At 53.2% G+C, this 22,287-nt stretch carries 16 protein-coding genes and 2 tRNA genes; 16 read left to right on the top strand and 2 right to left on the bottom strand.

Going from position 1 to position 22,287, the window contains the following annotated elements:
• Both WCV85_05350 and tgt read left to right on the top strand, forming a co-directional pair.
• Entirely contained in the window at positions 1 to 327 is a 327-nt protein-coding gene (locus WCV85_05350) for a hypothetical protein (GenBank protein MFA6474277.1), read from the top strand.
• Positions 328 to 414: 87 nt separating this feature from the next.
• A complete protein-coding gene (gene tgt / locus WCV85_05345) occupies positions 415 to 1,548 on the top strand; it encodes a tRNA guanosine(34) transglycosylase Tgt (GenBank protein MFA6474276.1) in 1,134 nt (377 codons plus the stop codon).
• Positions 1,549 to 1,591: 43 nt separating this feature from the next.
• On the opposite strand, the gene WCV85_05340 is transcribed toward tgt, so the two are convergent.
• The gene (locus tag WCV85_05340; protein ID MFA6474275.1) at positions 1,592 to 1,819 is read right to left on the bottom strand and encodes a hypothetical protein; all 228 of its coding nucleotides are present in this window, start codon (positions 1,817 to 1,819) and stop codon (positions 1,592 to 1,594) included.
• Between the two features lie 530 nt (positions 1,820 to 2,349).
• The gene (locus WCV85_05335; protein ID MFA6474274.1) at positions 2,350 to 2,562 is read right to left on the bottom strand and encodes a hypothetical protein; all 213 of its coding nucleotides are present in this window, start codon (positions 2,560 to 2,562) and stop codon (positions 2,350 to 2,352) included.
• 35 nt (positions 2,563 to 2,597) lie between these two features.
• On the opposite strand from WCV85_05335, the gene queA reads away from it, so the two are divergent.
• The 14 genes from queA (at position 2,598) to WCV85_05265 (ending at position 22,287) form a co-directional block, all read left to right on the top strand.
• Positions 2,598 to 3,692, top strand: a complete 1,095-nt coding sequence (gene queA / locus WCV85_05330) for a tRNA preQ1(34) S-adenosylmethionine ribosyltransferase-isomerase QueA (protein ID MFA6474273.1) — start codon at positions 2,598 to 2,600, stop codon at positions 3,690 to 3,692.
• Positions 3,693 to 3,972: 280 nt separating this feature from the next.
• Positions 3,973 to 11,751: a fibronectin type III domain-containing protein gene (locus WCV85_05325; GenBank protein MFA6474272.1), complete on the top strand. Its 7,779-nt coding sequence runs from the start codon at positions 3,973 to 3,975 to the stop codon at positions 11,749 to 11,751.
• 23 nt (positions 11,752 to 11,774) lie between these two features.
• Complete coding sequence (locus WCV85_05320; GenBank protein ID MFA6474271.1) at positions 11,775 to 12,476, top strand: ABC transporter ATP-binding protein; 702 nt, start codon at positions 11,775 to 11,777, stop codon at positions 12,474 to 12,476.
• A gap of 5 nt (positions 12,477 to 12,481) precedes the next feature.
• Complete coding sequence (locus WCV85_05315; protein ID MFA6474270.1) at positions 12,482 to 13,741, top strand: FtsX-like permease family protein; 1,260 nt, start codon at positions 12,482 to 12,484, stop codon at positions 13,739 to 13,741.
• An 11-nt stretch (positions 13,742 to 13,752) separates the two neighbouring features.
• Positions 13,753 to 14,160, top strand: a complete 408-nt coding sequence (locus tag WCV85_05310; protein MFA6474269.1) for a response regulator — start codon at positions 13,753 to 13,755, stop codon at positions 14,158 to 14,160.
• 1 nt (position 14,161) lies between these two features.
• The gene (locus tag WCV85_05305) at positions 14,162 to 14,611 is read left to right on the top strand and encodes a response regulator (GenBank protein ID MFA6474268.1); all 450 of its coding nucleotides are present in this window, start codon (positions 14,162 to 14,164) and stop codon (positions 14,609 to 14,611) included.
• Between the two features lie 3 nt (positions 14,612 to 14,614).
• The gene (locus WCV85_05300; protein MFA6474267.1) at positions 14,615 to 15,928 is read left to right on the top strand and encodes a hypothetical protein; all 1,314 of its coding nucleotides are present in this window, start codon (positions 14,615 to 14,617) and stop codon (positions 15,926 to 15,928) included.
• Positions 15,929 to 15,994: 66 nt separating this feature from the next.
• Positions 15,995 to 16,249 (top strand): DUF378 domain-containing protein, encoded by a 255-nt coding sequence (locus WCV85_05295; protein MFA6474266.1) that lies wholly within the window; start codon positions 15,995 to 15,997, stop codon positions 16,247 to 16,249.
• A gap of 93 nt (positions 16,250 to 16,342) precedes the next feature.
• Positions 16,343 to 17,446, top strand: coding sequence for a quinone-dependent dihydroorotate dehydrogenase (locus tag WCV85_05290; GenBank protein MFA6474265.1), 1,104 nt, complete (start codon positions 16,343 to 16,345; stop codon positions 17,444 to 17,446).
• A 69-nt stretch (positions 17,447 to 17,515) separates the two neighbouring features.
• Positions 17,516 to 17,590 (top strand) — tRNA-Cys (locus WCV85_05285).
• A gap of 192 nt (positions 17,591 to 17,782) precedes the next feature.
• Positions 17,783 to 17,857, top strand: a tRNA-Gly gene (locus WCV85_05280).
• 375 nt (positions 17,858 to 18,232) lie between these two features.
• Complete coding sequence (locus WCV85_05275; protein ID MFA6474264.1) at positions 18,233 to 19,789, top strand: hypothetical protein; 1,557 nt, start codon at positions 18,233 to 18,235, stop codon at positions 19,787 to 19,789.
• Positions 19,790 to 19,983: 194 nt separating this feature from the next.
• Complete coding sequence (locus WCV85_05270; GenBank protein ID MFA6474263.1) at positions 19,984 to 20,439, top strand: plastocyanin/azurin family copper-binding protein; 456 nt, start codon at positions 19,984 to 19,986, stop codon at positions 20,437 to 20,439.
• 75 nt (positions 20,440 to 20,514) lie between these two features.
• Positions 20,515 to 22,287: a hypothetical protein gene (locus WCV85_05265; protein ID MFA6474262.1), complete on the top strand. Its 1,773-nt coding sequence runs from the start codon at positions 20,515 to 20,517 to the stop codon at positions 22,285 to 22,287.

Raw genomic sequence — 22,287 nt, 5'->3', positions numbered from 1 at the left:
ATGCAAAAACTTTCACTTCAAGAACTCACCGCTCTCATTCTGGAGCAAGCAAAGCAGAAAGGCTTTGGCACACAGCCGGACGAGGTGCATGTGGCGGAAAAAATTGCCCTCATCCATGCCGAGGTGAGTGAAGCATACGAAGCGTACCGACACAAAAAACTGGACGGCCCGCACGGTTTTGCTGAAGAGCTGGGTGACGTCATCCAACGTGTCCTGCACTTAGCTGGTGTCTTCAATATTGATATGGAAAAAGCTATTCTGCAAAAATTGCAGAACAACAAAGATCGAGAATGGAAATGGGACGAGATGCATGAGGGGCATGCATGATTATCATTCCGGCGGCCACAGTGGGCCGCCCTTGGGTATTTATCAAGTGCGGGCGGCTCTGCCTGCGCTTTATGCTAGGATATTTTCATGATCACCTTTCGTATCACGAAAACATCCAAGCGGAGCCAGGCACGGCTGGGCGTGCTAAAAACCCCGCACGGCACGGTACAGACACCCGCCTTTGTGGCTGTTGGCACGCAGGGCGTGGTGAAAGCCCTGACCATTGACCAGGTTCGCGCCACGGGCACGCAATTGGCGATTTGCAACACCTTCCACCTTCACTTAAAACCAGGCGAAAAAATTGTAGCCAAGCACGGCGGCTTGCACGCTTTTTCCAAACTCCCAGTGCCGCTCATGACTGACTCCGGCGGCTTTCAAGTTTTTAGTCTGGGCTTCGGCCGAGATTTGGGCGTGGGAAAAGTGAGCAAGTCAAATGGAGCAAAAGTGAATCTTGGCCGCCAACCGCAACGCGTGAAAATCACCGACCGCGGTGTCTGGTTCCAGTCACCCATTGATGGCAAAAAACTTTTTCTGGGTCCCCGCATGTCCATCCGCATCCAGCAAAAACTGGGCGCGGACATTATCCTGGCCTTTGATGAGTGCCCGCCACCCCATGCCAGCCACGCCTACCACGCGGCGTCATTGGAAAAAACGCACGCCTGGGCAAAAGTCTGTCTTAAAGAAAAAACTTCGCGACAAGCATTGTACGGAATTGTGCAGGGTGGACCGTTTAAAGATTTACGCATTTCCAGCGCAAAATTCATTGCGAGCTTACCCTTTGATGGCTTTGCTATAGGCGGGGAGTTTGGCGGCAGCACGAAAACAATGCGGCAAATGCTCAGCTGGGTCAACGCAGAACTCCCTGAGGCGAAACCGCGGCACTTGTTGGGCATTGGTCATATCAAAGACATTCCTGAAGTAATCAAATCCGGCGTGGACACGTTTGACTGCATTGTACCCACGCACTATGCCCGCCATGGCACGGCATTTACCAGCAAAGGAAAACTGGACGTATCCAAGCGAGCGTTGCTGAATGATAAAAAACCACTGGATCCAACCTGCCAGTGTGCTGTCTGCAAAACCTACTCCCGCGCATATCTGTGCCACCTTTTGCGTGCGAAAGAAATTACTGGGCTGACATTGCTCACCCAGCACAATCTCTTCTTCTTCAATACGCTGGTGGCAGAGTACCGACAACTCATTGTGCATGGAAAAATGTAAAGAGCCCCATTTGGAGCTCTTGAAAAAAGATTGCCTGTATTTGTCATTGGTAGATGGAAAACAGATACCAAATACTTGCCCCGAAGATAATGAATCCAACGACAAGCAGCGTTGCTGCAGTGGAAGGAACTTTGGTCGCAAGTTTACTATCCCATTCCAACCAACCGTCTTCTCCGACAAAAAGGCCGCCAATGGTAATCGCGATTGCGCCGACAATCATACCAATGAGGGCAAGTCCCTCCCCAAAACTTATTGGGACGCCGTGATACATATTTTTCCTCACTTTTTGAATGGACGTTTTAAGTATTTAAGTATTATACCGCGCGCATAAACTGTCAATAGCAATGGGATGGCTGTGGTAAAAGAAAAAAAATAAAAAAGCCACGATCTACGTCGTGGCAAATAATAACTACGATTCTTACGGAAAGGCGCGAATCAATAAAATACCAAAACTCACTACTACACAACCCAGACACGTAATGGTAATGAACTTTGACCTGCGAACCTCTGCGCGTAATTGCCTCAACTCTGCATCACTGGCTGAACCTGTACTTGCTTGCAATGAGCTCAAGCAAGCAAACCAGCTAATGAGACCATAGAGCGTGCCGCTAAAACTCAGCACAAACAAAATACCGAACAGACTCATACGTACCTCATGCTTTCAATGTATTTTTCCTTTTCTGTACTATACTCTTACTACCCTGGAAGGGTCAACCGTAATATATCTCGACTCTATGTCCAAAAATTCTAACCAATGTACTTACAAATAAAAAGCTCCCGGAAATCCAGGAGCTATGCTTTTTAGGACACGAGCCGTCCTACTACTGGAACATAGAAAATGAGCGAGAGCGTTGGACCAGCCGCGCACCACAGTCCTTCGCGGATGCTGCGCCAATCCCTGCAACGCATTCCTTGCACAAGCATCTGGATACCACTGAAGCATCCCAGGCCAACCAGAAACAGAATGACGACTGAAACGACTGCAACCGTGCAGTACGTAAGCACTTCAAACACTGTAAACCTCCTTGTTGGTTTCCCACTATTGAACTATGCCTAACACATTTCGTCAAGCCCCAAAGAGCTTTGTACGTATTGTGAAGCAGTACGACTATACACTCCCCAAGGAGCTGATTGCCCAAACCCCAGCGCGGCCACGGGACAGCAGCCGGCTTTTGGTGTACGACCGGAAAACCAAGCATGTACAATTTGACACTTTTCGAAATCTTGGAAAATACCTGCCAAAGAATGCCATGCTCGTTTTCAATGAAACGAAAGTCATTCCCGCCCGGCTGACCCTCACGCGAAAAACCGGAGGCAAAGTTCGCGTGCTCTACGTTGGCACAGCTGGAAAAAATATACGCGTGCTGGCTGATCGGCTGCTGTCCCTGCCCGCCAAGCGAGGTCAGCCGAGCCAGGCGGGTGCTGCCGAACAATTGACCCTGGCGAAACAACTCTCCTTCACGGTGATTCGACATGCGAAAGGTGAGTACATCCTCAAACCGTCGTTTCCAGTTACCAAACTCTTTACGGTTTTGGAAAAATTCGGCAGCACGCCGCTACCGCCGTACCTGAAGCACTCACCGTTAACTGAAGCTCAGCGTAAGAAAGAATACCAAGCAATCTTTGCCAAACGTAGCGGCTCCGTGGCCGCGCCCACGGCGTCATTACACTTTACCAAACGTTTGCTCGCTGATCTGAAGCGACAAGGGATTGGCATGGAATACGTAACGCTCCACGTGAATCTTGGCACCTTTGCCCCGCTGACGCCGGAAAAACTCAAAACCAAAAAACTCCATGCAGAAACTTTTGCCATTTCGCCTACTGTTGCTCAGGCGCTGAACAAAGCAAAGCTGCAAAACCGTCCAATCATTGCCGTGGGCACCACCGTTGCCCGAGCCCTAGAGTCTTCTGTCAGAAATGGCAAACTCAAGGCAGGAAATGACGAAACCCGCCTCTTCATTCAACCAGGCTACAAATGCCAAATGGTGAATGGACTCATAACGAACTTCCACGTTCCGCAGTCTAGCTTGCTCATGCTGGTTGCTAGCCTGACCGGGCGATCAGAACTCATGAGAATCTACCAGCAGGCAATCCGCAAGAAGCTGCGTTTCTTCTCCTTTGGGGACGGAATGTTGGTGAAATAGGAGATTATCAATATTTGACAAAAGTCGATTTTTGTTATACAATATACATACAGTTTCCAGCCAAAATTGGTTATAATTCCTACTAATTAGTAGAAGTTCTTCTGCGTAAAATTTTGGCTAAAGTTAGCTAAAAATACACCAAAATCCCATGCCCCGTTCTAGCTTGTCGGCACGAAACGGCAAAAAAGCAGCGAAAAAAGGCCTGAAAAAGTCAAATTTTTCGCTGAAATTAGCTAAAAAAACCCCTCGAGCTCCTCAGAAACCGAAAAAACCGGTTACTTTGTCAATTCCGCTAAAAACCCGGTCTTTCCACAAGCGTACCAGCAACAATACAACGTTGACATTCGTGGGGTTTTTACAGAAAACACGAGGGTACGCTACAAAAATTGTTTCAAGCATCAGAAATAGCCGACCACAGGTAACCAAGGCGCAAATCTCGATCCAAGAACATCACCGACGCTATACCGTGGCTGCAGTTGTTGTCCTCGGAGCGCTAGGCATGATCTTTGCGGTTCGCAGCATCCTGGCCGTTGCGGAAACGCGAGTTGTCTCTAGCCAAGCGGATTGGGAAGCGGGAGAATTTTGGAACAACACCCTGGACACTGCAACCACCCCAGGGAGTTTGACCATCAAAAGCGGCGGGGTTGGCACCTGGGATGCCAGCACGCCGGGTTTTCCAGAAAACCTCCGCGGGAACTACGGTCTGGCTTCGGAACCAGCTGACATTGGTACGGACCTGACCACTGATGGTAGTTACGTATACATGATTGTTGGTGGTCGGCAACCTGACTTCTTCCGGTACAACCCAGACACGAACACCTGGAAGCAACTTGCTGATGCGCCCACGCCATTCCTCTATAGCAGCGCCATCACCTACTACGACGGCGCGATTTACGCGATCAACGGAAATGACGGACTTTCTACGACAGACGCAACCGGCGCATTCTTCAAGTACGACATCTACACGGACACGTGGTCCACGCTAAGCAACGCGCCAGATGTATGGGGCTCAACTTCTGCACAGGGTGGCGCGGACATTGAAAGCGGGAACAATGGCAAACTCTACGCAGTCCAAGGCGGTGGGCAATCAGGCTTCTTCATTTACGACACGCAGACAAATGCCTGGTCCAGTGGTACATCCGTGCCAGACCCGGTAAACGCAACCACGTCACACCCCCTAATCTTTTCTGACACTGCATTCACCATCGGGAGTGATACCTACTGCACAACGGGGTGTATCTATAGCGTTCTGGGTAGTAACCGTTTCTTTTTCCGTTACGACCTTGCACTTGAGCAGTGGTTTACAAATTTTCAAAATTTTCCTTCGTACACTGGTACTGGCAACATCGCAGCGGGCAGTGCCATGGCATTCGATAACACGAATGACGACATTTACGTCTTCAACGGCGGGAACACGGAATTCGTGAAATACGATGTGAATACGATTTCTGGCTCGGGTGGCACCTGGGATGCGAATGCCGCCGCGACGGAAAATACCCAACGGGCCACCGCAGCAGGCGCATCCATGATCTACCTCAATGGGTACGTGTACGCAACTCTGGGTGGTGTTCCAGAATTTGTTCGGTACGATGTGGGAACGCCAAAGTGGGACGCAATCATCACGCAAGCTGCAACCAGTACTACGGGTGATAATCTCATCGCTTACGTACCAAACGGAGCAGATTGCAGCGACGCGTCCGGTTGCCTATTCGTGGCGCAAGCAAATGCGGCGGCTCCCATTCGCCGGTACCTGATTGGCGCCCGAACCTGGGCAGCCAGTGTGAGTAGCACGCCTGCTGCGCTTTCAACCGGCTCTGCAATGTGTTACGACGGAAGCGGAAACTTATTCATTGTCCGTGGCGGTGGCAGCACCAATACGCAAGTGTATAACTTCCCCATAAACGCAGCACTGGATCAAGCCTTCAGTACGCTTACTGCTCCTGCCGCTGCTGGCGCTGGCGCAGATATTGCCTGCACTGCTGACAATCGCTTCTACCTGCTCCACGGCAATGGCGGTGTCCTCTTCTCCTACTATGACGGCCAGGCTCTTCCTTCACCGACGTTTGCCGCGGAAAATGCCATTAACGCAAATGGTGAGCCGTACCTGAACGTGTCTTACGGCGCTGCGTTGGCAAGCAATCGGACCGACGTGGCCGACGCCACAGATGTGTACGCGCTCATTGGCAATGGCCGCGGCGTCTTGTTGAAATTCAACATTGCCGGCGACACGTGGGACGAGTTAACCAACATGCCGACAGCGCCAGGCACAAACGTTGCCGGGGCACAGTACACCAATACCATGGTGTACGACCGAACAGATAACCTCTACGTCTTCCCTGGGAAGATGAGTAAAGAAGTCTGGCGCTACGACATGAGCGGTAACTCCTGGTCACGTGCTGCGGATGCGCCGGTTCGGCTGGGTCGCTCCCATGGGGTAACGCATGGGAACGCGGCGGGAACCATGTACCTCATGCGCGGTGAAAACTTCAACGGCATTCACAAATTCAATTTTGAAACGGATGCGTACATCCCCGCCGCCACCTGGGTCTCCGCGCCCATGGATCTGCACTACGTCAGCTCCTTCACGTCACTGACCAGCAACGCCACGTTGAATGGTAATACTATAGATTTCTCAACCCGGTCGTCCGACGACGGCGCCAGCTGGAGCGCCTGGGCGAGCGTGAGCGGCACGACCATTGCCTCGGCTGCTAATCGCTACATCCAGGTGAAAGCGCAGCTGAACTCTGCCGCTGGGGATGACGCACCCGTGCTGGATGACTTCACTATCACCTACGAGAAAGACAGCACGGCGCCTGCAAACCCAACAGTGAGCGCTTGGACCTCCAGCGCAAAGACCACAACCTTAGCTACGCCTGCCACGACGTTTGCCACCAACCCATACTTTGAATTCACTCCACCCGCACAGACTGAGTCACCAATTTCTGGTTACTACGTCGCCTGGACTAGCGGCGCAAGCTGCAGCACATTCAATCCTTCTACCAGCGAAGACTACTTTCAAACCGGCACAACCTATACGGTGAACAGTAGCGTGGTCAATGGGACACAGTACTGTTTGCGCGTTGCTACCAAGGATGTGGCTGGAAATGTGAGTAGTGCTGCGAACCTCTTCCTCTACACCTACACGGGTATTAGCCCAGCCGCAACCCGGCAGTGGAGCAGCCAAGCTGACTTCGCCTACACCGGCACCACGGCAACGGATGTGAACACCAATGCAAGCAGCGGCACAGCCTTGCAGCTCTCAGCAGTGAGTAACGGCGCCTGGTCCAGTGAGGCACCGCTCCCAGCTGCAGTCAGCAACGGTGCGGCAATTGTGGGTGATGGAAATGGCAGCCTGTACATTCTCCGTGGAGCTGGGCAGCAAACCTTCTACCACTACAACATCAACACCAAGGTCATCACCGCAAAAACAAACTATGGTGCCGCCGTGAACACGGGTGCGAGCGCGGTGTTCGTCTCCAGCGGAGCAACCGGTTGCGCTGACGCAAGTGGCTGCGTGTTTGCCACCCGTGGCGCGACGACGACGGAGTGGCGACGGTACGACATTACCGCCAATACCTGGACCGCCGCCTCACCTGGCGCTGGGTCACTTACTGTACTTCCACTCACTGCCGCGAATGGCGCATCGCTGGCGTACAATGGGTCGGATACGATTTACTTCCTGGGTGGCAGCACGGCGCCCAGCACCCGATTCTACAGTTACAACTTGGGAACAGGAGTGTGGACGCAACGCTCTGACGTGGACCAAACAGTTGGCCTGGGCGGCGCGTTATCCTACGTTCCAACGAACATCGGCGCCTGCACTGCAGCCGGTGGCTGCGTGTACGCCACCCGTGGAAACAACACGTCCCACTTCTGGAAAGGTACTATCGCCTCCAGTGGAGCTGTCACCTGGTCGTACACCACGAACATCCCAGTATGGACAGGTGACGGCGCGGCTATTCGTCGAGTGGGCTCCTACCTCTACCTTATCCGAGGTACGGCAAGTAATGGTTTCTACCGCTTTGACCTGAGCACCAGCACCTGGACAAGCATGCCAACGTTGCCAACGATCAAAGGTCAAGGGAGCGAACAAGGTTTGGCCTACGATACCGCCACAAACACCTTGTACTCGCTCCGTGGGTACAACGTTGAAGCTACGGTTCTAGCCTTTGACATTACGCGGAACCTTTGGAAAGGCACAGCTATCCCACATGGCTTCTCCACCGCTGGCTTTAGCACAGGCACAATGGCCTATGATACGCAGACTGGATACGTCTACGCTGGTCGGGGCGTTACCTTTAGTGACTGGTGGCAGCTGAATCCAACCACGAATGCCTGGCTCCGCAAAGCAGACGTTCCGCACACACTCTCCACGGGTGCCGATGCGGAGTACGTCAACCACGGTACAGATTCCTACGATGGTGTGTACGTACTGACAGGAAACGAAGCGCAAGGTGACAACGTTGGTTTCTTCTACCGATACAACCCAACGACCGATGTGTGGACCCGTTTAGCAAACACACCGGGTGAACCAACTGCGGGCGCAGACTTGGTGTGGGACGGCACAAACACCATCTACACGGCTCAGGGTGGCACGACGGCGTACTACAAATACGTCATCTCCACAAACACGTGGTCGACGGTGGCCTCCACCATTCCCGTCCTCAACGGGAGCGGTTCATGTGCCGTACGCATCAACGTGAGTGGAACGGACTACATCTACCTTACACGTGCCAATAGTCAGGCAAATATATACCGCTTCAATATTGGTACGGAAACGTGGGATGCCGCTGCAACAGTGGAGAGCGCCCCAGCTGTCCTTGTGGGTGCTGATGCATGCGTGGCAGATGGACAGGGAAACATCCTCGTACCACAAGGTACCACGAACACGAACATGTACGTCTTAGACCCAGACGGCGATTCGAACGGGGTATGGACCACTCGAGCAGTGCCACAGACGTACACCAATGGCCAATTAGTCATGACCACGAACAACGTGATTCTGGGAAACCGCGGCACCAGCACGTCAGCCATTGACCGCTACATTGTAGCTACTGCGAGCACGGGCTACGAAGACTTTGGCCAGTGGACCTCAGAAATTCTGGACTTTGGGGCAGGGCTGTACGGCTTCGGTGGCATTGCGGTGAATGCGGCTGAAGCGACGAACACAACCATGACCGTGGAAACCCGAACGTGCAGCGACGCGGGTTGCGCAGCCAGCGCCACGGATAGTCACTGGGGCTCGTGGACTGCGGTGACAAACACCCATCCAGTGGGAACTGTAAAAACGTCCACGGTGGCGTCCACGCTGGCACGGTACGGCCAAGCGCGCATCACGTTCCGTTCAGATCAAGTAGCAACGCCAACTATCTACGACGTCACCTGGTCATCCTACACCGACGGCACTGACCCCACGAACCCAGTGAGTGCCGGAGCGTACACCGATAATGGGAAGACCGTCAGCATCAACCCAGGTGACTGGACCAATGATGCTACACCCTACTTCGAGTGGACGGGGAGTGACAATGCTGGTGGCATTGGTTTGGAAGGCTTCTACGTCTACTTTGGGACAGACAACAGCTGCACGGATCCGTCTGGTGCGGCGTGCAACGCCAGTAACCTGGCGCACGTCAGTGGCTCACACTACTACGCAGTTGCAGGTGACGGCGTGACCGGTAGCTGGAATGCGGCGTCGCAAAGTTCCACCGCGCTCACCTCCGGCACGTACTACTTGAAAATCATGTCCCGGGATCGCAATGCCAACGTGACCGACGCGGCAGTGACGGGCTTCACCTTCCAAGTAGACGTGGCAAACCCCAGCGCGCCAGGGAGCATTGTGGCTACCCCGGCTGGGTACTCGTCACTGAATAGTTTTGGCTTTACCTGGACTGCGGGGAGCGATACCGGCGGCTCGGGCATCAACCAGTACTGCTACACCACCGAAGGTCCTGGTGCGACCGAAACCTGCGTTAGCGCAGCCACCCTCTCCATTGCAAACATCCAAGCCTACCAAGCGCGAGCCAACGTCTTCAAAGTGCGGAGCCGTGACCTAGCAGGAAACTACTCCTCTGCCTACGCACCAGTGAACTACTACTTCTCTGGGAACACGCCGGCAGCACCGCAGGGCTTGGTGGTGACTCCCACGAGCCAAACGGATAATAATACCTTCTCCTTCTCCTGGGGCTTGCCCAGTAGCTGTCTGGGGCAGACGCCGTGCGATGCGGCGGACATACTCCGGTACTGCTACACCTTGAATGAACTGCCATCAGCAGATACGTGTGGCTACAACACCGCCGGCAGCGCCACCCCCAGCCCAGATGGTGGCTGGACCACCACCACGCAAACCGCGGACCGAAGCCTGGCCGCCTTCTCGGCTGCGACCAAGCAAGGAACGAACACGTTCTACCTGATTGCCGCCGATGCAATTGGAAATATTGACTACACAGCCGTCGCATCAGTGGACTTCACTTTTACCTCCACGGCACCCGGTGCGCCGGGCAGCGTGCAAGCCATTGACTCTTCTGATCGCTCCACCAAACGGTACTCCGTAACCCTCACCTGGGACGAACCCACAGACAAGGGCTCAGGCGTGGAGCAGTACGCCATCTACCGCTGTACCAAAGAGTCAGCAACTGCAACGAATTGTGATGGCCCATCCACAACCGATGAACCACCCACGAATTACAGCCGCATTGCAACCAACAAAACGCTGGGCTACCTGGACCTTGGTTTGGACAGCACCAAAGTGTACGCGTACTTCCTCCGCGCGGTTGGCACTGGCGGCGCACTCTCTGGAAATTCCAGCATCGTAGCCGAGCAGCCCGAAGGTCGGTTCACTAGCCCGCCACCAATTGTGGAGGGGCCAATAGTCGCTCCAGACTCTTTTGCTGCGGTCGTGACCTGGCGCACCGAACGTACTGCCTCGTCCTTCGTTGAGTTTGGAACGACGGTTGACGCGCTCTCCAAAGAGCAGGGCACGGCAACCCAGATTGACGCGCATGAAGTCCGGGTAACGGGCTTGCAACCAAAAACCACATACTTCTTCCGGGTGAAGAGCATTGACATTGATGAGAACATTGCCTACTCCAGCATTGGCCAATTCACCACCCTGGAAGCGCCCCGCGTGGAGAATGTGAAAATTACCGACATCCGGTTAAACGATGCCATCATTTCCTGGACATCAACCAAAGAAGCAACGGCAATTATCCAGTACGGCCCAACGACAGACTACGGCTTCACCTACACCGCCGCTAGCGGCTTCAGCAGTACGCATACTGTAAAATTGGAAAACTTAAAAGACTCCACCACCTACCACTTCCGCCTGGAAGGTGTGGACCGAGCCGATAACCCAATCGCATCGGACGACTACAACTTCACGACCCTCACCTTCCCAAAGATTTTGACGGTCTCGGCGGAGAACAAAGCAGAGGGGCAGACAGAAGTGAAGTGGACCACAAACGTGCAGACGACCTCAGAAGTGGAGTACTACAATGAGAATGCTGCTCCAAAAACCCAGGGCAACAGCTCGCTGGTTCGGGAGCATAGCATTCTGGTCTTCGGTCTGGAAGACGCCACGGAGTACAAGTTCAAAGTCCGTGGTCGCGACCAGTTTGGCTACGAAGCCGTCTCTGGCGAAAACAAGTTCCGCACCTTGGAAGACACCACGCCGCCTGTTATCAGCGAAGTGAAATCTGAGTCCAATACCGTGGGCTCTGGTGACGCGGCAAAAATCCAAATTATCGTCTCTTGGAAGACCAATGAGCCCACCAGCTCACAGGTGCAGTACGGTGAAGGCCTCTCTGGTTCCAGCTACAGCGCAGAGACCGATGAAAATGCCGAGCGCGTCCGCGACCACCTAGTGGTCATTGGTGGCCTCACGCCAGCCAAGACCTACCACTTCCGGGTGGTTTCAAAAGATAAAGCAGGAAATGAATCCAAATCCCAAGGCTACAGCATTCTCACCAGTCGTGCTCGCCAATCCTTCCTGCAAATCGTCATTGGCAACTTGGAAGACACCTTCTCCTGGCTTGGAGGCGTTGGGAACCTCTTCGGTGGATAGGGAACGCCTGCTACACTAGTACTATGGCCACAAAGCCGCTCATCACGGTCAAAAATGTCATTAAAGAATTCCGCTTGGGCAAAGAGCCCGTGCGTATTCTCAAAGATGTGTCGCTGGAAATTATGCCGGAGCAATTTGTGATTCTCCTGGGCCCGTCTGGCAGTGGGAAGTCTACCCTGTTGCATACCCTCCTGGGCTTGGAGCATCCCACGAGTGGACAGGTGACCATCGCGGGTGAACGCTTGGATCTGAAAAAACCAGACGACCTGGCGCGCTTTCGCTTGCACCGCATTGGGATTGTGTACCAGAAGTCAGACTGGATTCGCTCGCTCACGGTGCTGGACAACGTCGCCTTCCCCTTAGCAATCATGGGCGTGAAACGGAGTGAACGGGAAGCACGCGCCATGGCGCTGCTCAAAAAGTTTGACATGGATCAGCGGGCAAAATTTATTCCCTCCGAACTCTCTGGTGGTCAGCAGCAGAAAGTCCAGCTCGCCCGTGCATTGGTGAATGACCCTTCGATCCTCGTCGCCGATGAACCAACCGGCAACCTGGATACGGAGTCTGCGGAAAAAGTGATGCAAACCTTTAAACAACTAAATGAAGAAAAGAAATTGACCATTATCATGGTCACCCACAACATGGAGTACGTGCACTACGCTTCCCAAACCATTTACGTGCGCGATGGGAAAATCCTCTCTGGCACCGGTACGTTCCTGAGCTAAGCCCTATGAAATTCGGCTACATCATTTACTTAGCTGCCTCCAGCCTCCGCATGCGGAAGCTCCGGTCATTCCTGACCATCGGCGGCATGGCCATTGGCATTGGCGCCATCGTCTTTTTAGTAAGCTTAGGCTTTGGCTTGCAAGCGCTCATTGTGAGCCGTGTCACGAACGTCGCGGCCATTACCGTACTTGATGTCAGCGTCGGTGCTTCAACCATCTTAAAAATTAATGAGGAATCACTGAAAAAATTCCGTGCATTGCCAAACGTCATTAGCGTCAGCTCCTCAATCTCTCAATCAGGACAAGTGGTGCGCGGCGAATCAGTGACGGACATTGCGCTCTACGGCGTGCAGGCACAGTACCTAACCATCGAAGGTGTCGTCACCAACTTTGGCACAACCTACACATCAGACGATGAGCAGAGTGCGATTGTGAGCGCAACCGCCGCAGAACTCTTAGGTGCAAAAGTGCCGCAAGACCTCCTGGGGCAAAAGGTGACGATGCGTATTGTCCTTCCCGACACCGGTCCGGTGGAACAAGAACGATCCCTGGTCAACACAAATGCTTCCACGGCAAATACTAATGGCAACACGAACACCAGCACGAGTTCTATTAAGACGAAAGATGTGGAGGTAAAAATTGTTGGTATTGTGCCGAGTGATAATAGTTTAGCCTACATGCCGCTGAAAATTTTTACCGATGCAGGCATAACCAATTTCAACTTAGCCCGGGTCAAACTGGATACCCGAGAAAATCTTGCTGCGGCCAGAACGGCTATTGAAGCGCAGGGGTACCAAGTAGACTCCGTGGCAGATACGGTTGGGCAAATTGACCGCATTTTCTTCATCTTCCAGATTGTCATGTTCATCTTCGGCCTCATCGCCATGCTCATTGCCTCATTGGGCGCCTTCAACACCCTGACGGTGTCCTTGCTGGAACGCACGCGCGAGGTGGGCATTATGAAGTCCTTGGGCACCACCAGCCGACACATTTACATCCTCTTCCTTTCCGAAGCCTTGCTCATTGGTGTCTTGGGTGGCATTTCCGGACTCATCGTTGGTACTGCCTTTGGCGAACTAGTGAACTACATCATCAACCGACTGGCTGCGCGCTTGGGTGGGCAAGCCGTAGACCTGTTCACCATTCCCTTCATCTTCCTGCTCATTATCGCCGGCATCATCATTCTCGTGGGTTTGATCACCGGACTCTATCCTGCGCGTCGCGCTGCAAAAATCAACGCGCTCGATGCACTTCGCTACGAGTAACTGAAACGCGTATGGCGCTTTCTACCCCAACTACCAAGCAACCTCGACCACAACGAATCATTGTCGTCGACGACGACGCTCCGGTTTCTAATCTCTTCAAGAAGGAACTGACAGCACTTGGGTACAACGTGGAAGTCGCCTCAAACGGCGAAGAGGGGCTGCAATTGGCACAGCGCCAGAAACCAAACCTCATGATCCTTGACCTCATCATGCCAAAACTTGGTGGCCGAGAACTCCTCGAGAAACTACGGGCAGGAAAGACAACCTTCTCCATCCCGGTGATGATTGTCTCCCACTTAGATAGCAATATTGAACGAGAGAAATGTGCAGAACTTGGCGTTGAGTGCTTCATCGTCAAGCATAAAAGCTCAGTCGCAGACATTATCAACCAGGCGCGTACCATCCTGCAACGTCGCTAGTATGCCACACGTCCTGATTTTTGAAGACGATCAGCTGCTCCAGCCAATGTACCAACAAAAATTCTCTCGAGCGAAATTTGTGGTTACCGTGAAGTCTGACGCCACCGATGCTGTGGCAGTCGCAGAGAAGGTGAAGCCAGACATCATTCTCATGGACCTCATCATGCCAAAAGTTGATGGTTTCGATGCGACCCGCGCGCTCATGTCCGACCGACGGACGAGCGCCATTCCCGTTCTCATCGTCTCCAACCTCAGCGATCCTGCGACCATTCAAAAGGCGCTTTGGTATGGCGCCAAAGACATTGTCGTGAAAGCTGATTTAACACCCGAACAACTGGTGCAAAAAACCCGGGACGTGCTCGCCGGAAAACCCTCGGAACACGTCCTCAATCCCCAACTTATTGAAGTTTTACACATTGACGCCCAGGGCCGTCCACAAACGACCTCGTAAGGTATGACCACACCAACTATTCTCATAGACGGTTTCGTCGGCATCGCCTTGGCTGCAAATACCATCGCGTTCTTCTTCCTGTACTTCATGCAACGGCGGTACACGGAGAGCAGAATTGTACGCCCGCTCCGAATCCTGGTGTTCAATACGGTAATCGCACAAACCAGCATTGTCACCATCTGGCTGGTGGAGCGAAACATTGCCAGCCAACCCTCCGTCCAGTGGGTGAGTGTTGGACTCCTTGGCCTGAACCTCGTCTGCATCACCAGTGCCTGGCTGTGGCTGAAGAAGCTTCGGGCACACCCGCACTTGGCTCGTCTCACGGCCGCCCTGCCATATGTCCTGGGGTTTGTCGCACTGGTTTTCTGCTTGCAAATTGTCTCCGCTTTCCAGCCGCTGGGGGTGGGAGGGGTCATTGCCCGAGGTGCAACTGGCGTGGCGGCTATTCTCTGCCTGGCTTTTGGCGCCGCTCGCGCCCGCTCACAGTACCCGGGCGCAGGGATGGAAGCACTCTTCATCATTTGCAGCGTTGCCACCTTAGTCGTGGGCGCTACGTTCGTTGGGCAAATGAACGGCCGGACGGAGAGCATTGTCATTGAGAACCAAACCAAAGTATTCCAAGAATTCATTGCCCGCCAATCAGAAATGCACCTGACTGCCAAGGCATTCATTCCAAAGAGCGAGGAAGGGCAAAAGGAAATTACCAACTTCGTTGAACAATTTACGACCGCGACAACAAAACGTGTGTACGTGATTCTCCCGGACGGCTTGATCATTGGTTCCGATGTTGCTGATCGGGTCAATACACGTACGACAATTGATGAGGATATAGCCCAAGGTTTGAAGAGTATTGGTACAGTTCGCTATGTGCCTACCAGCAATTCCCTCCCAGAGTCTGAAAAAAGTCTGGGTAGTGCCATGATTGTAACCATGCCCCTCCACGTCAACTCGGGCCAAGGAACGCTGGGCGTGCTGCGGCTTTTCCTTGATGGCTCCACAACCGATATTGCTGCTGCTGGACTGCAAGCACGCGCTGTTGGATTTGCGGTTTTCTATATCCTCCTCACGCAAGTCTTCCTCTTCGCTTTCTTCCTTATTTTCCGAAAAACCATCAGCCACCCGTTTGCAGAGTTGCAAGACGAGCTAAAGAATGTACATGAAGTGTCCATAGAAACTGGGGAAAACCGTCGTCTTGCAGTAAAAGCGGGTGGGCCTTTTCAAAAACTTGCTGACAGCATTAACCGAATCATCAATGAAGATGAGCAGCGGATACGCGACCTGAAGCACACCATGGAAGAGAAGGGGTGGCACGAATAATCGCCCCCTTGCAAATGCGGTATACTATCAGCAAGGTAACGTAAGGAGTGAAAGGAGGTGGATCGTATGAAAAAAATGTCCGTCCTCGACTGGATCGCTATGGTTCTCCTCATCATTGGTGGCCTAAATTGGGGCTTGGTTGGCGTTGCAAAATTTGATCTCGTGGGTGCAATTTTTAAGGGTACCAATGAAATTGGAAGCGATGCGACCATAGCGAAAATTGTCTACATTTTGGTTGGCCTCAGCGCACTGTACATGCTCATTATGGCCTTTGCCAAGAAAGACGCAGCGGCACAGCCGATGCAGCCTATGCAGAAGTAAGCTGCTCTTGCCCGCAGCACAAGTTGCGCTTGTGCTGCCTCACGAGGAGCTGACAGCCAGTCAACGTAAACCACTGTGTGGTACACTTTTTGCATGCTCTACCGTCACGTCCTCCGACCCATCCTCTACCGTTTCTCACCAGACACCATTCACCCAATCGTAGCAACCGGCAGTGAATTTGCCGCACGCACGCCAATCCTTGGGCATGCGCTTCGTCACATTCTCCAGGTGCAGCATCCGGCCCTACAGACAACCGTGGATGGCGTGCTATACCAAAACCCCATTGGCCTATCCGCGGGTTTTGATAAGGACGGTCACAACCTCCATTTTGCGCAAACCTTTGGTTTTGGCTTTTCAGAAGTTGGCTCCATTACCGGTCGGCCCTACACCGGCAACCCCAAACCCTGGGCCAGGCGCATGGTGCGCAACGAATCCCTGGTGGTGAACTATGGTTTACGGAGCCAGGGGGTGGAACGCGTTGCTCAGCGACTGGAACGCACACGCGTGGAAATGCCCTTTGGCGTTTCCATTGCAAAGTCAAATCAACCGGACTGCATAGGCCAAGCAGCAATTGCGGATTACGTCCTTTCCTACGTTCGGCTGAGGGCAATAGGAGCCTACACCACAATAAACTTAAGTTGCCCAAATACTCCTGATGGCACCCCATTCAGCAATCCCCAAGCCCTTGAACCATTGCTCCAGGCACTGCACAAAGCTCGACAAAATGGCAATATTCGTAAACCAACCTACCTGAAGATCAGCCCAGATACGAATGAGAACGACCTTCAAGCAATTGTAGATCTGGCACGCAAGTACGAGATGCAAGGGTTGGTCATTGGCAATCTTCTCAAGGACAAAGCCAAAGCCCGAACGCTCCTAGATTTTCCAGCAGACCATAATCCAGACTGGCCAGGTGGGTTATCGGGCAAACCTGTTCGCAACCTCTCCACAGAAACGATACGACGGGCATACGCTCTCGCGCAGGGGAAACTGACTTTGATTGGTACAGGCGGCATTTTTACCGGTGACCATGCCTACGAAAAAATCCGCGCTGGCGCAAATCTGGTACAGCTCATTACCGGTTTCATCTTTGGGGGTCCAGCCACCATTCAGCACGTCAACAAGCGTCTCCTGGCACTTTTGCAACGGGATGGATTCTCCAATGTGAGCCAGGCTGTTGGCGCAGACCATCGGTAAGGGTTGCCGTTGCAAGGGGAGTCTGGTAGCATGGGTTGTGCCCTGTAGCAGGGCGAGGTAAGGGCGCGCGGCCACGTAGCCAAGTGGTAAGGCGAGGGTCTGCAAAACCCTTATTCGGCGGTTCGATCCCGCCCGTGGCCTCCAGCCTTCGCAACGAGCTCTGGCGAGAGCGAAGGCTGTCCTCCGAAGCTTCCGAGCGTAGGAGGACATAAAGTGTTTTCTCTAAGCTTCGGCTGGCAGGCCAGCTCGCTTTACCCCACAGACGCGTGCTCGTCCCGCAGCGGGACTGCGCGCCACATCTGCGGGGACCCCCGAAAAAAATTCAATAAATACTATGCGGGTGTAGTTCAGCAGTAGAACGCTTCCTTGCCAAGGAAGAGGCCGTGGGTGCGAATCCCATCACCCGCTCCAGACCTTAGTTAAAAATTCCAAGGTATTTTTTGCTACCTACAATTGTCACCTTGGAAGGCCTGGAGGTGAAGCGAGGCAACTGCTTGCCTCGCGTTGGGATGAGCAGGGTTGACCGATGCGCCGGAGGCGCCGGGCAACCCAGGCCCCGAAGGGGGAATCCCATCACCCGCTCCAGCTCGTTTCGAGCTCCACCCTTCGTAGCCCCGTTGCTGCGAGGCTACTTCGGATTCCGCTCGAAGCCTCGCTTTACCCCACAGACGCGTGCTCACCCCGAAGACGGGGTTGCGCGCCACATCTGTGGGGAGCCCAAAAAATAGAACAGGGGGAGTTACGGGGTTAGCTTTTGCATAACTCACCCTGGTGTATACTAGTTTCATGAACCAATACACACGCTCCCTCCAAAAAATCATCGCTACCGGCGTATTCGTCACGTGTATCGCAATACTCCTTTTCCCCTTGCAGGTGAAAGCAGGCTACGTGGCGGCTCCAACTAGTTACAATTACTTGGAAGCCTTCCCGAATTATAAAGTTGCCGTCATCCTGGTAACCTTTACCGATAATCCCACAAAACCAAAAATCTACGGTACCAAAAATCCATGGACAAAGAATTTTGTGACTGGCGAACTCTTTTCCAATACGTACTCCATGGCCTCGTATTTTACGGAAGTTTCCAATGGCGAAGTTTCCGTCACTGGCGATGTGTTCGACAATAACGGGTCATGGTACGTCATTGATACGCCGGCGACGGAGACTGACGGGGACTGTGATTGGACCTCATACTTCGGCGATGCAATTGCGGCAGCCGACGCCGATATTGACTATACGCAGTACAACACGATCATGGTGCTCTCCAGGCAGAAGCTGTGTGGCGCAGAAGGTCTGGCGTCGCATACACCAGTGCCCGAAGCGGGGAATGTACGGTACGGCATTGTGGACATCAACGGCAATATGGGCAGCAATCCACACCATGAGCTGGCACACTTAATGGGATTGGCGCACGCGAATTCTTGGCAATGTGACCCACCGGCCGTCATCAATGGCACGAACTGCAGGGAGGTTGAATATGCCGACCACTACAATATCATGGGGGCAACTGGCTCGCGGTCGTTGCTCTTGACGGCGCAGCAACGGGAGAACTATGGCTGGCTACCACCAGCGGATGTCATTACGGTAACGCAATCAAAAGACTTCACTATATATCCATACCAACTCGCAGGCGTTGGCCCAAAGGTGCTGAAAATTCCCCAGGCTCGCGATGCCAACGGCGACGTGACTAGTTGGTACTACCTGGAATACCGGCAGTCCATCGGATTTGATAATGTGACTGGCTACATTCCAACCATGCAGCAATTGGGCGTACCAAATGGTGTTCTCGTCCACATGGGAAACTCTACCGGCACCCGGTTCAGTTCAACGATACTGGACATGACCCCGGGTTCACAGCGTGGAGGTATGGATATCTACGACCCAGCGCTGCCGCTTGGTTCAAGTTATAGCGACCCCGTGGCTGGTGTCAGTTTTGGCGTGCTGGCGCGGAATGCATCCGCCATGGCTATTCGGGTGCGGTTCACCGGGGAATCGCTTTGCGAGTGGAAAGCACCCTCCGTAACCGCCAAAGCCATAAAAAGCATTGGGAAACCCGGCCAAGAACTCAGCTTCAACGTCACCGTGAAGCATAACTCTGTGCTCTGCGGAGGGCGTACAGCAGAACTCCGCGTCACGAACCTGCCCAAAGGTTGGGCCGCAACCGTGAATAAGAAAAAATCTGCCACAGCAGTCATTGTCTCGGGTCAAACGCAGACCTTCGTTGTCCGCCTCACCTCACCAAAAAAAACCAAGTACCAAAAATTTACTGCCACGGTCGAGGCACGCATGGTGAAGAAACCCACACTAAAAAGTACCGCAAAACTCACTTCGCTCATAAGGAGGTAGCACGGCAGTGCACACGTCTAGGGTTTGAGGCATAAAAAGAGCCTTTACCCTGCTGGCTTTCTGCCTGGCCTTTGCCACCGCCGAATTTTTCGCAAATACCCAAGAGTATGTTCAGCTCTGTTCCACAACTCCGAACAGGGGTATAGTGGAGCAAAGCGATGTGCAATCGCCTCGTCCAATAATCTCTTTGCCCTATGTCCAAGCGCAGTTTGATGACTATTCTTCCCTTGGCTCTTGCTGTTGTGCTGGTTACCGCTGCCTGCAGTAAGCAGGCCAGTACCAATACTGCAGTGACGAATTCGGCAAACGTGAATACTGCTGTCGCAAACACGAACCTGTCAAACCTGGACAACGCAAATGCCAATACAGCTGCAACGAACACTACCGTCACCACTGCAACCGAAAGCGTGAACATGCAGAACTTCGCCTTCAGCCCGCAAACCATCTCCGTGAAAAAAGGCACGAAAGTAACCTGGACCAACAATGACAGTGTGACCCATATCATTGCCGGGGATAAAAATGAATTTGCCAGCAGCCGCATTGCACCTGGGCAAACCTTCTCCTTCACGTTCAACGCCGTCGGCAGCTTCCCCTACCACTGTGACATCCACCCGACCATGATGATGGGCACGGTGACGGTAACGAACTAACGACATCAAAACACTCGTTGGCTAACCGGCCACGGGGTGTTTGTCTTGTTCCCAGTGGGTACCTATACTCAGCCTATGGAAACAGCACTTCGTACCAAACCGTACACAACACTGGATGCTGGCCAGGCTGGATTGCTATTGCAGCAGCTTACGGAGACCTACAACACCTTAGGTTCTACCGCGCGAGCAAATGTCCAAGCGTTGCAAACTTTTTTTTCTCAAGTTGCTGCGATTGACTCGCCTGAGCAAGGGTTTCTCATTGGCCAGTATGCAAAACTGCAGCCAATTGTGGATCAAGGAAAAATGACGAACGATTTTCCAGAAACCCCAGCTTTTACGTACGCTTTTGTCCCTTTGGGACTCATCCTCAAAGGTGAGGTAGTTGTGCGAAAAGGCGGCAAGGCAACCAAGCGACTTTCCACGGGTGACTTCCTTGGACTTTTCGAAACGAGCGATTGGCTGCTGACGCAGCGCACGCGGAATATTGGCGACTGGACGCTAGTTGCAAATGAGCACACGGAAATTCTGTTCTTCAGTGCTGCAACGCTCCAATCACAGGGGGACTTCCGTGTATACCTTACCGAGCTAGCCAGGAACGATCGCGTCCCGCAGCCGCTGACGACCCTCCCACTCCTGGACTGGGTCGCGAGCCACACCACGAAATCCCGGTTGGGGGACTACCTCATCATCGCCCACACGCATTTGCTGCCGAATAATGAGCCATTGTTCCGCCATCTAGCACACCTGGTGGGTTTTGGCCGAATGTTCGTTTTGGAAAAACCCTATTCCACCGTGCGCGCAACCTACACCAACCTGGTGCAAGCGGGATGCGAGGTTGTCCAAGTGCGAATGGAACCTGGCATGCCGTACGAATTCGCAGTGCAGAAGAGTGTAGAAATCCTCTGGGCAAAAATCTTGGAAGAGCTGGGCCGGAGCAAGGCAAAAAACCTGCTAATCGTGGATGACGGTGGTGATATTTGGCTCTCCCTCCCCTGGGACAAGCTGGCGAATGTACGGGTTGCGGGAGTGGAGCAAACACAACGCGGCATAACCCGGATTACCAGCCACGGCCTTCGCATCCCACCCATCGTGAGCGTTGCCTCCAGCGGGATAAAGAAACTTCTGGAATCACAGTTCATTGGGCAATCCATTGTGGACAAACTGCTCCAGGAAAAAATCCTGACGCCCACCACAAAAATTGGCATCTTGGGTATGGGTAGCATTGGCCAAGCCATTGCCGCCTGTTTGCAAAAGCAAAACCTCTCCACGCAGTCATACGATGCTAGCGCTGCTGTCGGATTGAAAAATACCGCTGCCTCAATTGATGCATTGCTCAATGACAACGAAGTTGTGATTAGCACCACTGGTACAGATGCGCTAAAGGGGATTGCGCTTGAGCGAGTGGCTGGTAACAAAATTCTGGTCAGCGCTTCTTCAGCGGATGTTGAATTTGCTTCAATACTCAAGCTTGGGCTACCAACGAACGAGCCTTTCGCCGCCCGTAAAGTGCACGTTCATGCGGGCTTCACCCTAACCGTACTCAACGGCGGCTACCCCTTTAATTTTGATCGCGAAAAAGACGCAACCCCAAGCGAGGATATTGTCCTGACCCGCAGCCTCATGTACATTGCGGCCATGCAAGCCGTGGCACTCATTGCAAATGGCAATGGTGAAGGAAAAATCTACGCGGTAGACCAGGTATCGCAAAAGCACCTCCTGGGACAGTGGCTCAAAGAGAAGGCATCGAGCAAAAATCCAGCGCCCATAACGGCGAAGGATACCAATCAAATTATCAGCTACACGGGCTCACCAAACATTGCCGCAACACCTAGCGTTTGGGAAGAGTAG

It is taken from the genome of Patescibacteria group bacterium (assembly GCA_041665345.1).
Lineage (GTDB): Bacteria > Patescibacteriota > Patescibacteriia > PEXW01 > PEXW01 > JBAYJA01.
The sequence above is the reverse complement of the archived record's forward strand: the minus strand, read 5'-3'. Positions and strand labels throughout refer to the sequence as shown.